Below are 13474 nucleotides of genomic sequence, written 5' to 3' on the forward strand. Positions count from 1 at the left end.
GGAGGAGCACGATGACCGACCCGGCCCCCAGCAAACTCGATGAGCTCGTCGCGGTGACGGCGCGACTCCGGGCGCCCGGCGGCTGCCCGTGGGACGCCGACCAGACGCACGAGTCCCTCGTGCAGTACCTCGTCGAGGAGACGTACGAGCTGGTGGAGGCGATCGAGAGCGGCACCCGCGACGACCTGCTCGAGGAGCTCGGCGACGTGCTCTACCAGGTGTTGTTCCACGCGGACATCGCGGCGCACACGCCGGGGGAGGACTTCGACATCCAGGATGTCGCTGCACAGATGACCGCGAAGATGATCGGGCGGCACCCGCATGTCTTCGGGGGAGGCCGCACGGCCGAGACCGCGGACGATGTCGTCGGCTTCTGGGACGACCTGAAGAAGCAGGAGAAGCCGGGCCGGACGAGCGTGCTGGACGGCATTCCGCAGGCGATGCCGTCGCTGGCGCTGGCGGACAAGCTGCTGGGCCGCGCGCAGAAGGTCGGACTCCTCGACCTGGCCGAGGGCGGGGGAGTCGCGGTGGAGAACGAGGACGAGCTGGGCGCGCTGCTGCTGGCGATCGTCGCGTCGGCGAAGTCGCAGGGCCTGGATGCGGAGCGGGCGCTGCGCTCCACGCTGCGGGACCTCCAGGGAGAGATCCGGGAGCACGAGACGGACGGAGTCTGAGCGTCTTCCTGGGAGTTGTGCAGGGTCGCCTTGCTTAGGTTAGGCTCCCCTAATGTGTCGATCGACACATCACCCGCCCCTCCCGAACCAGGAGAGCCATGCTCGAAACCGCACGCCGCGGCCGTCGCCGGTCGCGTCTCGCCCTGATCGCCTCGGCGGTCGTCGCCTCGGCCGCACTCGTCCTCACCGGCTGCAGCGCCGGCGGAGCCGGAGCCGAGAGCACCTCCAGCAGTGACACGGGTGCGTTCCCGGTCACGATCGACAGCGCGCTGGGAAAGACGACGATCGACTCCCAGCCCAAGCGCATCGCGACCTGGGGCTGGGGTGCGCAGGACATCGTGCTCGCGCTCGGCATCGTGCCCGTCGCCATGCCGGCGTTCACCTACGGTGGCGACAAGGACGGCGTGCTGCCCTGGGACGCCGACAAGATCAAGGAACTCAAGGGCGCGACCCCGCAGATCATCTCCTCCGACACGGGGGAGGTGCCGTTCGAGGCGTTCGTGAAGGCGAAGCCCGACGTCATCCTCGCGCCATACTCCGGCCTCACGCAGGCGGAGTTCGACACCCTCAGCAAGATCGCTCCCGTCGTCGCCTACCCGGACAAGCCGTGGGCGACCAGCTGGCAGGACCAGACGGCCATCGTCGGCAAGGCGCTCGGCCTGTCGGGCGAGGCGGATGCGCTGCTCACGAAGACCAAGGACGACATCGCGACCCTCGCCGCGAAGTACCCCGTGCTGAAGGACAAGACGTTCTTCTACGCCGCGGCCAACCAGCCGGGCGTGCTGAACGTCTACCGGGCCGAAGATCCGCGCGTGCAGCTGCTGAACGATCTGGGGCTCAAGAACTCGGCGAGCATCGCCGAGCTCGACACGAGCAAGGATGACGGCAGCTTCTTCTACCAGCTCAGCTACGAGAACCTCTCGAAGATCGATACGGACCTGCTGGTGATGTACTTCGACAAGCAGTCCTCCGTGGATGCGTTCACGGCCGACCCGCTCGTCGCCGCGATGCCCGCCATCAAGGAGGGCCGCTTCGCGCCGATCGTCGGCGAGTCGTTCGTCGCGGCCACGAGTGCGCCCAGTGTGCTCGCCATCCCGTGGATGCTCGACAAGTACGTGCCGCAGCTGGCCGCCGCCGCCGAGAAGGTCAAGTAGCCGTCGATGCCCGCGAGCGTCATCGCTTCCAGCGCCGGCCGTGCCGAGGGGATCTCCTCGCACGGCCGGCGCCGTCGGCGTCTGCTCGCGGGCTTCGTCGTCGCCGTGGTCGCGCTCGTGGCGGTGAGCGTGCTCAGCCTCATGGTTGGCGCACGCACGATCGCCCCCGCCGACGTCCTCGACGCGCTGTTCCACTACCGGCCGGGTGACCCGGAGCACCTCGTGGTGGTCGGGAGCCGGCTGCCGCGCACCCTGCTCGGGCTGGCGGCGGGTCTCGCCCTCGGCCTCTCGGGAACGGTGATGCAGGGCCTCTCGCGCAACCCGCTCGCCGACCCGGGCATCCTGGGCGTCAACTTCGGGGCATCCTTGGCGGTCGTCGTCGCGATCGCCTACCTCGGGGTCACGAGCGTCTCCGGGTACGTGTGGTTCGCCTTCGCGGGGGCGGCGCTCGCTTCCGCGCTCGTCTACGCGGTCTCGTCGGCGGGACGCGAGGGCGCCACCCCGATCAAGCTCGCGATCGCGGGCGCCGCGGTCTCCGCCGCCCTCGGCTCGCTCATCACGGCCGTCCTCCTGACCAGCCGGGTCTCCCTCGACGCGATGCGGTTCTGGCAGGTCGGCGCGCTCGCCGGCCGCACCGTCGACGTGCTCTGGCAGGTGCTGCCCACCCTCCTCCTCGGCGCCGTGATCGCGCTCGCGCTCGGGCGCGTGCTCAACGGTCTCGCGCTCGGGGACGACGTCGCCCGTGGTCTCGGCCAGCGTGTCGGCGTCGCGCGGGCGGTCAGCGCGGTCGCGATCGTCCTGCTCTGCGGCTCCGCCACCGCCGCCGTCGGCCCGATCGCCTTCGTCGGCCTCGTGGTGCCGCACATCGCCCGCTGGGCGGTCGGCGGCGACTACCGCTGGATCCTCGCCTTCTCGGCCGTGGTCGCGCCGACCCTGCTGCTGGCCTGCGACGTGATCGGACGCGTCGTCGCCATGCCCGGCGAACTGCAGGTCGGCGTCGTCATGGCGTTCGTCGGAGCGCCCCTCTTCATCGCCCTCGTGCGGCGCCGCAAGCTGGTCAGCCTGTGAGCGCCGTCACCGTCGACCGTCGCCGCCGCGCCGGTCGCGCCACCCGCGTCGCCGTCGTGCTCGCCGCGCTGCTCGTCGTCGTGGGCGCCGTCTCGCTCACGCTGGGAGATGCGGGGGTCGCCCCCGAGGACGTGTTCGCGGCCCTGGTGGGTCGCGCCGATCGCCTGACCTCGTTCGTGATCCTGGAGCTCCGCCTCCCGCGCCTGCTGGCGGCCGCCCTCGTCGGGGCGTGTCTCGGCGTGTCCGGCGCGCTCATCCAGTCGGTCGCGCGCAACCCGCTCGCCAGCCCGGACATCATCGGCGTCACCGCGAGCGCGAGCGCCGTCGGCTCGGTCGCGCTGGTCTGGTTCGGGCTCACCGGACTCGCGCTCTCCGGAGTGGTGCTGGTCGGGACGCTGCTCGCCGCGGTGCTCATCTATGCCCTCGCGTGGCGCCGCGGCGTGAGCGGCTACCGCTTCGTGCTGGTCGGGATCGGGTTCGCCGCCATCGCATCCGGCGTCGTGTCGTACGTGCTGACGAAGGCCGACATCTCCGACGTGCAGAGCGCGCTCGTCTGGATCACCGGGAGCCTGAACACCGTCGACGGGGTCTCCCTGGCCGTGCTCGCCGTGGGCGCCGCGGTGCTGCTCCCGTGCGCGCTGCTGCTCGGCCGGCCGCTCGCGGCACTGGGCCTGGGCGACGACACGGCGGCCGGGATCGGCGTGCGCGCCGAACGCACCCGGCTCCTCGTCGTGGCCGTGGCGGTCGCGCTCGCCGCCGTCGCCGTCTCGGTCGCCGGACCGATCAGCTTCGTCGCGTTCCTCGCCGCCCCGATCGCACGCCGCCTCGTCGGCCGCGGCTCGCTCGCCCTCGTGTCATCGGCGCTCGTCGGCGCCCTGGTGGTCGTCCTGTCGGACATCGCCGCGCAGTTCGCCGTGCCCGACGTGGTGTTCCCCGTGGGCGTCGTCACGGGCATCGTGGGCGCCCCGTATCTGCTCTGGCTCCTCACCAGGACCAACCGAATCGGCCGGGGAGGCTGACATGACCGCTGATCACGAGCTCGCCGCGCGCGACCTGACCCTCTCGTACGAGGGCCGGGTCGTCGTCGAGGGCCTCGACCTCACCGTCCCGCCCGGCCGCGTGACCGCGATCGTCGGGCCGAACGCGTGCGGCAAATCGACCCTCCTGCGCGGCCTCTCGCGTCTGCTCGCCCCCGCTTCCGGTGTCGTACTGCTCGACGGTGCGGACATCCACTCGCTGCCGACCAAGCAGGTGGCGACGCGCCTCGGCCTGCTGCCGCAGACACCCGTCGCACCCGACGGGATCACCGTCGCCGATCTCGTCTCCCGGGGTCGCTACCCGCACCAGGGCTGGTTCCGCCGCTGGACGGCGGAGGACGACGCCGCGGTGACCGAGGCGATGACGGCCACGGGCATCGCCGAGCTCGCGGAGCGCAGCGTCGACGAGCTCTCGGGAGGCCAGCGCCAGCGCGTCTGGATCGCCATGGCCCTCGCGCAGCAGACCGACATCCTGCTGCTCGACGAGCCCACCACCTTCCTCGACATCAGCCACCAGATCGACGTGCTCGACCTCCTGCTCGACCTCAACGCCGCGCGCGGGGCGACCGTCGTGATGGTGCTGCACGACCTCAACCTCGCCGCACGCTACGCGGACCACCTGGTGGCCATGCGGGACGGCGCGATCGTCGCAGCCGGCGATCCGGGCGAGGTCGTCACCGCGGACCTCGTGCGCGACGTGTTCGGCGTCGAGTCGGTCATCGCGAGCGATCCGGTCACGGCGACGCCGCTCGTCGTCCCTCTGGGGCGGCACCACCGGGTCTGAGCCGGCGGCCCGCTCCGGGGCGACGCCGGCAGCGCGTCCAGCCCTGCGCCGGCTGCCACTCGGGTGAGGGCGCGCTGCGCCACTCCTGGCCTGGGTCTGCTCCGGCGTCCCGGGACGCGTTGCCGGCCCCGTCGTGTCTGGCAGCGAGCATCGCGACCGTGGTCGGACGGATGCGACTCATGCCAGGTCCATTCGGGACACCACCGAACCGCTCCGGTCGGGGAACGGCATCAGGGTGGCAACGCAGCGAGTCTACGTCCGCGGTGCGCGCGCGGCCATCCCCCCGGGAGGTGTCCCGCCCGCCGTCGTGGAAGAATCGTCGCATGGCCTCACCGATCACACCGCCCCGCGGCATGCGCGACTTCCTCCCCGCCGAGAAGGCACGCAGGGAGCACGCTCTGGGCGTGATCCGGCGCAGTTTCGCGGCTCACGGCTTCGACGAGATCGAGACGCCGGTCGTCGAGGACGCCGCCCGTCTCCACTCGGGCCTCGGCGGTGACAACGAGAAGCTCGCGTTCGGCGTGATGAAGCGCGGGCTGGACGCCGACGACCTGCGCGCGGCCCTCGAATCGGGCGACCCGCTCGCCCTGTGCGACCTCGGCCTGCGCTTCGACCTGACCGTCCCGCTCGCCCGCTTCTACGCCACGCACCGTGGCGAGTTGCCGCCGGTGTTCCGCTCCATCCAGATCGCGCCGGTGTGGCGTGCGGAGCGCCCGCAGAAGGGGCGCTACCGCCAGTTCGTGCAGTGCGACATCGACATCATCGGCGAGGGCTCGCAGCTGGCCGAGGTGGAGCTGATCACGGCGACCGCCGCGACGCTCGACGCCCTCGGGCTGACCGACTGCACGATCCGCATCAACGACCGCCGCATCCTGAACGGCCTGCTCGAGTACTGCGGTTTCGCCGAGTCGCGCTGGCCGCAGGTGCTGATCTCGGTCGACAAGCTCGACAAGATCGGCTCGGCGGGCGTGGTGTCCGAGCTCAGCGAGGAGGGCGCGGACGCCGCGGCGGTGCTCGGCGGCATCCTCGCCGATCTCGAGCCGCACCTGGCGGACGGGGGAGTGGAGCTCACCGTCGAGGCGATCACGGGCATCCTTCCCGCGGGCGTCGACACCGACGCGGTCGCGGCGCTGGAGGCGCTGGCCCACGCGCTCGACACGCTCCCGGACGGTGTCACGCTGCGCTTCGACCCGACCCTCGTCCGCGGCATGGGCTACTACACCGGCACGATCTTCGAGATCGCCCACCCGGGCTCCGGCAGCTCGGTCGGCGGGGGCGGGCGCTACGACGGGATGATCGGGCGCTTCCTCGGCACCGACGTGCCCGCGTGCGGGTTCTCCATCGGTTTCGAGCGGGTCGTCGATCTGATCGAGCTGCCCGATGACGAGGGGGCGGAGTCGCTCGTGCTCGTCTACGACCCGGCCGTGCCGCTCGACCGGCTGGTCGCCATCAAGTCGGCGCTCGTGGCCGAGGGCCGCCGGGTTCGACTCGATCGCCGCGCGAAGAACCTCAAGGGGGTGCTCGACCGCGCCGCCGCCTCCGGCTACCGGTCGTTCGCCTTCGTGAACCCGGACACCGCCGATGCCGGCGCGCTCGAGATCAAGGTGCTCGGATGACCGGGGGAGGCACCGCTCCCGCGCGCACGGTCGCCTGGAGCGAGGGGCGCTGGACCACCGCGCCGACGGCCGCCGTCGAGGAGGGGACCGCCCTCGTCGTCACCGCGAAGGAGTCGAGCGACGCCTGGCGCAGTACGGCCTACGGCTTCGTCCACGACACCGAGCACGCTCTCGTCGCGCCGCTGGAGCCGGGATCGGCGATGGAGGTCGCCTTCACCGGCGACTTCTCCGCCGAGTTCGATCAGGCCGGTGTCTTCGTGCGCGTCTCCGACGAGGTATGGACGAAGGCAGGCGTCGAGTTCGCGGACGGCGCCCTGCAGTTCGGAGCGGTCGTGACGCACCGCTTCTCGGACTGGTCGGTCGCTCCCGTTCCCGAGTGGTCGGGACGCCGCATCACCGTGCGGATCAGCCGGGCGGGCGACGCCCTCACGGTGCGCGCTCGCTCCGGCGAGGAGCCGTTCCGGCTCGTGCGCCTCGCCTATCTGGACCCGGACGCCGTGGTCGAGGCGGGGCCAATGGTGTGCGCGCCCAGCCGCGCGGACCTGGCCGTGCGCTTCGAGTCCTGGACTCTCGGGCCCGCGGACTCCGCCCTCCACTGACCCGGTCGCGACGGCACCGTCGACGCGCAGACGTCGGCGCTCCCGCCATTCATCGCAAGCATCCCGCCGTGGGCACGGGCCGTCGACGCGGCTTCACTAGACTTGCCGGTGAAACCCACGAACTACCACTGAGGAGACTGTTGTGGCTCAGATCGAAGCTGTAGGCGCTCGCGAGATCCTGGATTCGCGCGGCAACCCGACCGTCGAGGTCGAGGTGCTCCTGGAGGACGGCACCGTCAGCCGTGCCGCCGTCCCGTCCGGTGCGTCCACCGGCGCCTTCGAGGCCTACGAGCTTCGCGACGGCGACGCCGACCGCTACCTCGGCAAGGGCGTGCAGAAGGCCGTCGACGCGGTCCTCGACGAGATCGGCCCGGCCATCGAGGGGTTCGAGGCCAGCGACCAGCGCCTCGTCGACGAGGCCATGATCGAGCTCGACGGCACCGACAACAAGAAGCGCCTCGGCGCCAACGCCATCCTCGGCGTCAGCCTGGCCGTCGCCAAGGCCGCCGCGGACTCCGCCGATCTGCCGCTGTTCCGCTACGTCGGCGGCCCGAACGCGCACGTGCTCCCGGTGCCGATGATGAACATCATCAACGGCGGCGCGCACGCCGACACCGGTGTCGACATCCAGGAGTTCATGGTCCTGCCCATCGGCGCCGAGACCTTCTCCGAGGCTCTCCGATGGGGGGTCGAGACCTACCACTCGCTCAAGTCGCTGCTGAAGTCGAAGGGCCTCAACACCGGTCTCGGCGACGAGGGCGGCTTCGCCCCGGAGCTGGAGCACAACCGTGCCGCGCTCGACCTGATCTCGGAGGCGATCGAGAAGGCCGGCTTCACCGTGGGCACCGACATCGCCCTGGGCCTCGACGTGGCCTCCACCGAGTTCTTCGAGAACGGTGTCTACCGGTTCGAGGGCCAGGAGCGCACCGCCGCCCAGATGTCGGCCTACTACGCCGAGCTGGCCGCCGCCTACCCGCTGGTCTCCATCGAGGACCCGCTGGCCGAGGACGACTGGGAGGGCTGGGCGCACCTGAACGCCGAGATCGGCTCGAAGCTGCAGCTCGTCGGCGACGACCTGTTCGTCACCAACCCGAAGCGCCTCGCTCAGGGCATCGCCGCGAAGGCCGCCAACAGCATCCTCGTCAAGGTCAACCAGATCGGCACCCTGACCGAGACGCTCGACGCCGTCTCCCTCGCGCAGCGCTCCGGCATGACCGCCGTGCTCTCGCACCGCTCCGGCGAGACCGAGGACACCACCATCGCCGACCTCGCCGTCGCCACCGACGCCGGCCAGATCAAGACCGGTGCCCCGGCCCGCTCCGAGCGCGTCGCGAAGTACAACCAGCTGCTCCGCATCGAGGAGGAGCTGGGCGACGCCGCCGTCTACGCCGGCCGCAGCGCCTTCCCGCGCTTCACCGCGTAACGCACTCCCGCGCACTGAGCGCACTCCCGACGGGCCCCGGCATCGCGCCGGGGCCCGTCGTGCGTCTCCGTGCGTCTGGCGCCCCGCGGCGTGCGGCCGGATGGCAGGATGGCGTCGTGGATGCGGAGACGGACCTGGTCCCGCTCGTGCTGTTCCTTGCGCTGGCGGCACTGTTCTGCGCGCTCGGCGGGTACCTGCTGCTGCGGCCGGCGCGGGCCGCGGCGTTCTTCGCGGACGAGGGGGAGCGTGGACGTTTCAGGTCGCGTGACGCGCGGGCCGTGGGGCTCGTCTTCACCGTCGGCGGTGGGGTCCTCGTCGCCGTGGGTCTCGTACGCCTCCTGGCCCTCGTGCTGCCGTGAGGGCTCGCTGAGGAGTTGCTCACAGCGTCGGCGTGCGGAGGGGCGCGCCGGGGTCCGGCCGCGACGATCACCTACGATGAATGGCGGGGCCGCCGGTCCCCGTCCGTGCTCGTCCGTCCACCCGGGAGGTGTCATGCCGAAGCGGCCAACGCTCCCGAACACGACGCCCAGGCGCGCCGGGAACGGCGACACAGCCTCCACCAACCGCACTCCCGGGGCGCCCGCGAAGCCGAAGTCCTCGGCCACGCGGGGCTCGAGCACGGCGTCCCCTTCGGCTGCGAAGACGAAGCCCGCCACGCGCACGGTCGCCCCGACGCTGTCGGCACCGAGCGGCACCGGCCGCTGGCTGCGCGGCATCCACTTCTCGGCGTTCTCGCTCGTGATGATGGGGATCCTCGTCCTCGCCGTCGTCATCCTCGCTCCGACGCTGCAGGCGCTCGTGCAGCAGCGGCAGCAGATCGCCGACCAGCAGGCCGTCGTCGACAAGCTGACGTCGCAGGTCGACGCCGCGAAGGCGCAGCGTGCCCGCTGGAACGACCCGAGCTACATCCGTGCGCAGGCGCGCGATCGGCTGTACTACGTGATGCCCGGTGAGACCAGCTATCTTGTCATCGACGACCGGCCGCCCGCGGCGGCGCAGACCGACGATCCGGTGAGCTCGAAGCTTCAGAAGACCCGCACCGACTGGGTGGGGTCGCTGTTCGGCTCGTTCATGGGAGCGGGCCTGACAGAGGCGACACCCCAGCAGCTGACCGGTCAGACCGGCACGCCGACTCCCGAATCCACTCCGAGCAAGTGAGCACCGCACCATGACCAGACCGCCGTTCGAACATGTGACCGACGAGGACATCGCCATCGTGAGCCACCAGCTCGGCCGGCCGGCGCGCGACGTCGTCGGAATCGCGGCGCGCTGCGTGTGCGGCCGCCCCACCGTGGTCTCCACCGCACCGCGGCTCGCCGACGGGACGCCGTTCCCGACCTTCTACTACCTGACCCACCCGGCCGCCACGGCCGCGATGTCGACGCTCGAGGCGACCCAGGTGATGAACGAGTACAACGACCTCCTAGCGGAGGACGAGGGGGTCCGCGCGCAGTACGCGGCCGCACACGAGCAGTTCCTGGCCGATCGTGAGTCGATCGCCGTCGTGGAGGAGATCCGCGGGATCTCGTCCGGCGGGATGCCCACCCGCGTGAAGTGCCTGCACGCGCTCGCGGCCCACGCGTTGGCGGCCGGTCCGGGCGTGAATCCGATCGGCGACCTGGCATTGGCGCGGGGCGCGTGGTCGCCGGATGTCTGCGAGTGTCAGGTCGACGTCACGGAATGAGGGTGGGCCAGGGGGAAGCCGGTGGGCACCGGGTGCGGGCGCAGCGCGGCAGCAGGCCGGCACGCCGCGCGGTGACGGCCGTCGCCGCTGCGCTGGCGTTGACGCTCGTCGCTCCCACCGCCGCGCACGCCGACCAGGTGCGCGACCTCGAGTACTGGCTCGCGGACTACGGTTTCACGACCGCCTGGCAGACGACCCGCGGGGCGGGCGTCAAGGTGGCCGTGATCGACACGGGCGTCGACGGCAGCGTCCCCGACCTGGCGGGCGCCCTCGGGGCGGGGACCGACGTCTCCGAGGTGGGCGCGCCGAACGGGCAGAAGCCGCTGGGCGACGGCGACGCGGCGAATCACGGCACCTGGGTCGCCTCCCTCCTCGCCGGGCGCGGCACAGGAGAGGGCAGCGGCGTGCTCGGCGCCGCGCCGGAGGCCACGATCCTCCCCGCGTCCGTCGCGCTCGGGAAGGCGATGGGCCCGGTCGGCAGCGACGAGCAGATCGCGCAGGCCGTGCGCTGGGCCGTGGACAACGGCGCGACCGTCATCAACATGTCCCTCACCCGCAACACCCTCGACTGGCCGACCAGCTGGGACGACGCCTTCCAGTACGCGTTCCAGCACGACGTCGTGATCGTCGCCGCGGCCGGCAACCGGGGGAGCGGCACGACGGAGGTCGGTGCTCCCGCGACGATCCCGGGCGTCCTCACCGTCGCCGGCGTCGACCGGCAGGGGCAGGCCAGCTTCGACGCGTCGTCCCAGGGCATCACGATCGGCGTGTCCGCGCCCAGCGAGCAGCTCGTCGGGGCGAACCCGGGCGGCGGCTACGTCCAGTGGGAGGGGACGAGCGGGGCCGCACCGTTGGTCTCGGGGGCGGTCGCGCTCGTGCGCGCCGCGCATCCCGAGCTGAAAGCGGCCGACGTAATCGAGAGGATCATCAGGACGGCGCGTCCGGCCGGGGGCGGCAGCGTCCCGAGCCCGATCTACGGGTACGGCCTGCTCGACGCGGCCGCCGCCGTCACCGCCTCGGTGCCGCACGTGACCGCCAACCCGATGGGTGACCTCACCGAGTGGATCCGCGTGCACCGCCGGGCGGAGATGCCGACGACGCCGGCCCCGACCGGCGAACCGCAGGCGATCCGTGCCCCCGAGAAGCTCGCCCCCGAACGCGCGGTATCATGGACGCGGTTCTTCTGGCCGCAATGGAGCGTCCTCACCACCTTCTGGATTCCGTTCGCTCTGATCGCGGGTTTCGTGGCCCTCGCCGCCCTCGGCGGAGTGGGCGCGTGGCTGCATTTCAGGCGAACGGCGCGCAGGGGGTAGATTAACACCCATTGTTTCGTGTTGAGGAGACGCATCACTGTGCCCAAAATCCTGATCGTCGGCGGAGGTTACGCCGGTTTCTACACGGCGTGGAAGCTCGAGAAGCAGCTGCGCAAGGGTGAGGCCGAGGTCACCATCGTTGACCCGCTGCCTTACATGACGTACCAGCCGTTCCTCCCGGAGGTCGCGGCGGGCTCCATCGAGCCGCGTCACGCGGTGGTCGCACACCGTCGCCACCTGAAGAGCACGAACGTCATCACGGCGAAGGTCACGTATGTCGACCACGCCAAGAAGACCGCGACGATCCAGCCGCCGGTGGGCGAGGCGTACGAGTTCGCGTACGACATCGTGGTGGTCACGGCCGGGGCCGTGTCGCGCACGTTCCCGATCCCGGGCGTCGCCGACCAGGCCGTCGGTCTGAAGACCATCGAAGAGGCCGTGTACATCCGCGACAAGATGCTCACGAACTTCGACAAGGCCGCGACGCTGCCCGCCGGTCCGGAGCGCGACCGCCTCCTCACCGTGACGGTCGTCGGCGGCGGCTTCGCCGGCATCGAGATCTTCGCGGAGCTGCGCTCGTTCGCCAGCGCGCTGCTGAAGAAGTATCCCGAGCTGTCGTTCGAGGACACCCACTTCCACCTGATCGAGGCCATGGGCCGGATCATGCCGGAGGTCAGCCTCCCCACCAGCCACTGGGTCATCAAGAACCTCGCGGAGCGCGGTGCGGAGATCCACCTCGACACGCAGCTCACCAGCGCGGTCGACGGCGTCATCCAGCTCTCGACCGGCGAGTCGTTCGAGACCGACCTCATCGTCTGGACGGCCGGCGTCATGGCCAACCCGACCATCGTGCGTCACACCGACCTCCCGATCGAGGAGCGCGGCCGTCTGCGCGTGCGCGCGGACCTCCGCGTCGGCACCGACGAGGAGATCATCGAGGACGCCTGGGGCGCCGGTGACGTCTCGGCGGTCCCCGACCTCACCGGTGCGGGCGTCGGCGGTTACTGCGTGCCGAACGCGCAGCACGCGGTCCGCCAGGGCAAGCTGCTCGCGAAGAACCTGGTCGCCAGCATGCGCGGCGAGCTGCCGCGCCAGTACTTCCACAAGAGCCTGGGTGCCGTTGCCGGCCTCGGTCTCGGCATCGGCGTGCTGCAGTCCGGCAAGCTCGCGATGAAGGGCGTCGTCGGCTGGCTGGCGCACCGCGGCTACCACGGTCTGGCGATGCCGAGCTGGGAGCGCAAGTGGCGCGTCATCTGGGGCTGGTGGAACAACTTCTGGCTCGGACGCGACATCGTGTCGCTCGAGGCTCTGCAGACCCCGCGCGCCGTCTTCGAGGAGTTCGCCTCCCGCCCGAAGCCGGCTGTCGAGTCTGCGCCGGCCGAGCCGGCCAAGGCCCCGGCGAAGAAGGCTCCTGCCAAGGAGCCGGCCGAGGTCGCCGCGAAGTAACGCGACACCGTACGTCCCGAAGGCCCGGTCCCGCCCGCGCGGGGTCGGGCCTTCGGTGTCGGCGCGGGCGGGCCGCTCAGGCGACGGCGACGCGCGCGCGGCCGCCCGTCAGGTCGCGGATCGTCGCCGTCGCCTCCTGCGCCCGCCGCGCGGGCAGCATGATCGTGAGCCGCACCGCCTCCTCGTACGCGGTGTCGGGCACGGCGAAGCCCTCGCCGTCCGCCCATCGCCGCACCCGTTCCGCGTCGGCGTAGTCCACCGTGACGATGATCGTCGTCCCCGGGACGCGCTCGACGATCTCCGCTCCCTGCAACGCGGTCGCGATCGCGTCGGTGTAGGCGCGCACCAGGCCTCCGGCGCCCAGTTTCACGCCGCCGAAGTAGCGCACGACGACGCCGAGCACCCCCTCCAGATCGTGATGCCGCAGCACCTCGAGGATCGGCCGGCTCGCAGTCCCCGACGGCTCCCCGTCGTCGGACATCCCCGAGTGACCGCCCGCCAGCAGCGCCCAGCAGACGTGCGTGGCGCCCGGATGCTCGGCGCGCAGTGCCGCCACCCGCTCGGCCGCCTCGTCACGCCCCGCAACCGGGACGGCGAGCGCGACGAACCGGCTGCGACGGACCTCCACCTCCGCGTGCGCGGGGGAGGCGAGGGTGCTGGCCATCCCTCCACGCTA

General features: G+C 71.6%; 14 protein-coding genes. 13 read left to right on the top strand and 1 reads right to left on the bottom strand.

What is annotated here, in order from left to right; genetic code table 11:
* The first annotated feature begins 11 nt into the window (after nucleotides 1–11).
* From LLS1_RS11070 to LLS1_RS11130, 13 genes are all read left to right on the top strand, one after another.
* The gene (locus tag LLS1_RS11070; protein WP_226655531.1) at nucleotides 12–674 is read left to right on the top strand and encodes a MazG family protein; all 663 of its coding nucleotides are present in this window, start codon (nucleotides 12–14) and stop codon (nucleotides 672–674) included.
* 98 nt (nucleotides 675–772) lie between these two features.
* Nucleotides 773–1828 carry an iron-siderophore ABC transporter substrate-binding protein gene (locus LLS1_RS11075; protein WP_226655533.1) on the top strand — a complete coding sequence of 352 codons (1056 nt, stop codon included), beginning with the start codon at nucleotides 773–775 and terminating at the stop codon, nucleotides 1826–1828.
* Nucleotides 1829–1834: 6 nt separating this feature from the next.
* The gene (locus LLS1_RS11080) at nucleotides 1835–2896 is read left to right on the top strand and encodes an iron ABC transporter permease (protein ID WP_226655535.1); all 1062 of its coding nucleotides are present in this window, start codon (nucleotides 1835–1837) and stop codon (nucleotides 2894–2896) included.
* A complete protein-coding gene (locus LLS1_RS11085) occupies nucleotides 2893–3915 on the top strand; it encodes an iron chelate uptake ABC transporter family permease subunit (RefSeq protein WP_226655537.1) in 1023 nt (340 codons plus the stop codon). Before LLS1_RS11080 ends, LLS1_RS11085 begins: the two co-directional genes overlap by 4 nt.
* A gap of 1 nt (nucleotide 3916) precedes the next feature.
* On the top strand, nucleotides 3917–4717 hold the full coding sequence (locus tag LLS1_RS11090; protein WP_226655545.1) for an ABC transporter ATP-binding protein: 801 nt from the start codon (nucleotides 3917–3919) through the stop codon (nucleotides 4715–4717).
* Nucleotides 4718–5040: 323 nt separating this feature from the next.
* Nucleotides 5041–6333: a histidine--tRNA ligase gene (hisS, locus tag LLS1_RS11095; protein ID WP_226655546.1), complete on the top strand. Its 1293-nt coding sequence runs from the start codon at nucleotides 5041–5043 to the stop codon at nucleotides 6331–6333.
* Nucleotides 6330–6932 carry a DUF1349 domain-containing protein gene (locus tag LLS1_RS11100; RefSeq protein WP_226655547.1) on the top strand — a complete coding sequence of 201 codons (603 nt, stop codon included), beginning with the start codon at nucleotides 6330–6332 and terminating at the stop codon, nucleotides 6930–6932. Before hisS ends, LLS1_RS11100 begins: the two co-directional genes overlap by 4 nt.
* A 142-nt stretch (nucleotides 6933–7074) precedes the next feature.
* Nucleotides 7075–8355 carry a phosphopyruvate hydratase gene (eno, locus tag LLS1_RS11105; protein WP_223357491.1) on the top strand — a complete coding sequence of 427 codons (1281 nt, stop codon included), beginning with the start codon at nucleotides 7075–7077 and terminating at the stop codon, nucleotides 8353–8355.
* Between the two features lie 116 nt (nucleotides 8356–8471).
* Nucleotides 8472–8714, top strand: coding sequence for a hypothetical protein (locus LLS1_RS11110; RefSeq protein WP_226655549.1), 243 nt, complete (start codon nucleotides 8472–8474; stop codon nucleotides 8712–8714).
* Between the two features lie 133 nt (nucleotides 8715–8847).
* Nucleotides 8848–9513 (top strand): septum formation initiator family protein, encoded by a 666-nt coding sequence (locus LLS1_RS11115; protein WP_226655550.1) that lies wholly within the window; start codon nucleotides 8848–8850, stop codon nucleotides 9511–9513.
* A gap of 10 nt (nucleotides 9514–9523) precedes the next feature.
* Entirely contained in the window at nucleotides 9524–10039 is a 516-nt protein-coding gene (locus LLS1_RS11120; RefSeq protein WP_226655551.1) for a DUF501 domain-containing protein, read from the top strand.
* Nucleotides 10036–11352 carry a S8 family serine peptidase gene (locus LLS1_RS11125; protein WP_374758261.1) on the top strand — a complete coding sequence of 439 codons (1317 nt, stop codon included), beginning with the start codon at nucleotides 10036–10038 and terminating at the stop codon, nucleotides 11350–11352. Before LLS1_RS11120 ends, LLS1_RS11125 begins: the two co-directional genes overlap by 4 nt.
* 39 nt (nucleotides 11353–11391) lie before the next feature.
* Nucleotides 11392–12798, top strand: coding sequence for an NAD(P)/FAD-dependent oxidoreductase (locus LLS1_RS11130; RefSeq protein ID WP_226655554.1), 1407 nt, complete (start codon nucleotides 11392–11394; stop codon nucleotides 12796–12798).
* 76 nt (nucleotides 12799–12874) lie between these two features.
* On the opposite strand, the gene LLS1_RS11135 is transcribed toward LLS1_RS11130, so the two are convergent.
* Nucleotides 12875–13462 (bottom strand): YigZ family protein, encoded by a 588-nt coding sequence (locus LLS1_RS11135; protein WP_226655555.1) that lies wholly within the window; start codon nucleotides 13460–13462, stop codon nucleotides 12875–12877.
* Nucleotides 13463–13474: the final 12 nt, after the last annotated feature.

It is taken from the genome of Leifsonia sp. LS1, assembly GCF_020521355.1.
In the GTDB taxonomy this organism is placed as follows: domain Bacteria; phylum Actinomycetota; class Actinomycetes; order Actinomycetales; family Microbacteriaceae; genus Leifsonia.

Coding starts and splice junctions, on each gene's coding strand:
- LLS1_RS11070 (WP_226655531.1), top strand. CDS start 12: ATGACCGACCCGGCCCCCAGCAAACTCGATGAGCTCGTCGCGGTGACG.
- LLS1_RS11075 (WP_226655533.1), top strand. CDS start 773: ATGCTCGAAACCGCACGCCGCGGCCGTCGCCGGTCGCGTCTCGCCCTG.
- LLS1_RS11080 (WP_226655535.1), top strand. CDS start 1,835: ATGCCCGCGAGCGTCATCGCTTCCAGCGCCGGCCGTGCCGAGGGGATC.
- LLS1_RS11090 (WP_226655545.1), top strand. CDS start 3,917: ATGACCGCTGATCACGAGCTCGCCGCGCGCGACCTGACCCTCTCGTAC.
- hisS (WP_226655546.1), top strand. CDS start 5,041: ATGGCCTCACCGATCACACCGCCCCGCGGCATGCGCGACTTCCTCCCC.
- LLS1_RS11100 (WP_226655547.1), top strand. CDS start 6,330: ATGACCGGGGGAGGCACCGCTCCCGCGCGCACGGTCGCCTGGAGCGAG.
- LLS1_RS11115 (WP_226655550.1), top strand. CDS start 8,848: ATGCCGAAGCGGCCAACGCTCCCGAACACGACGCCCAGGCGCGCCGGG.
- LLS1_RS11120 (WP_226655551.1), top strand. CDS start 9,524: ATGACCAGACCGCCGTTCGAACATGTGACCGACGAGGACATCGCCATC.
- LLS1_RS11125 (WP_374758261.1), top strand. CDS start 10,036: ATGAGGGTGGGCCAGGGGGAAGCCGGTGGGCACCGGGTGCGGGCGCAG.
- LLS1_RS11135 (WP_226655555.1), bottom strand. CDS start 13,462: ATGGCCAGCACCCTCGCCTCCCCCGCGCACGCGGAGGTGGAGGTCCGT.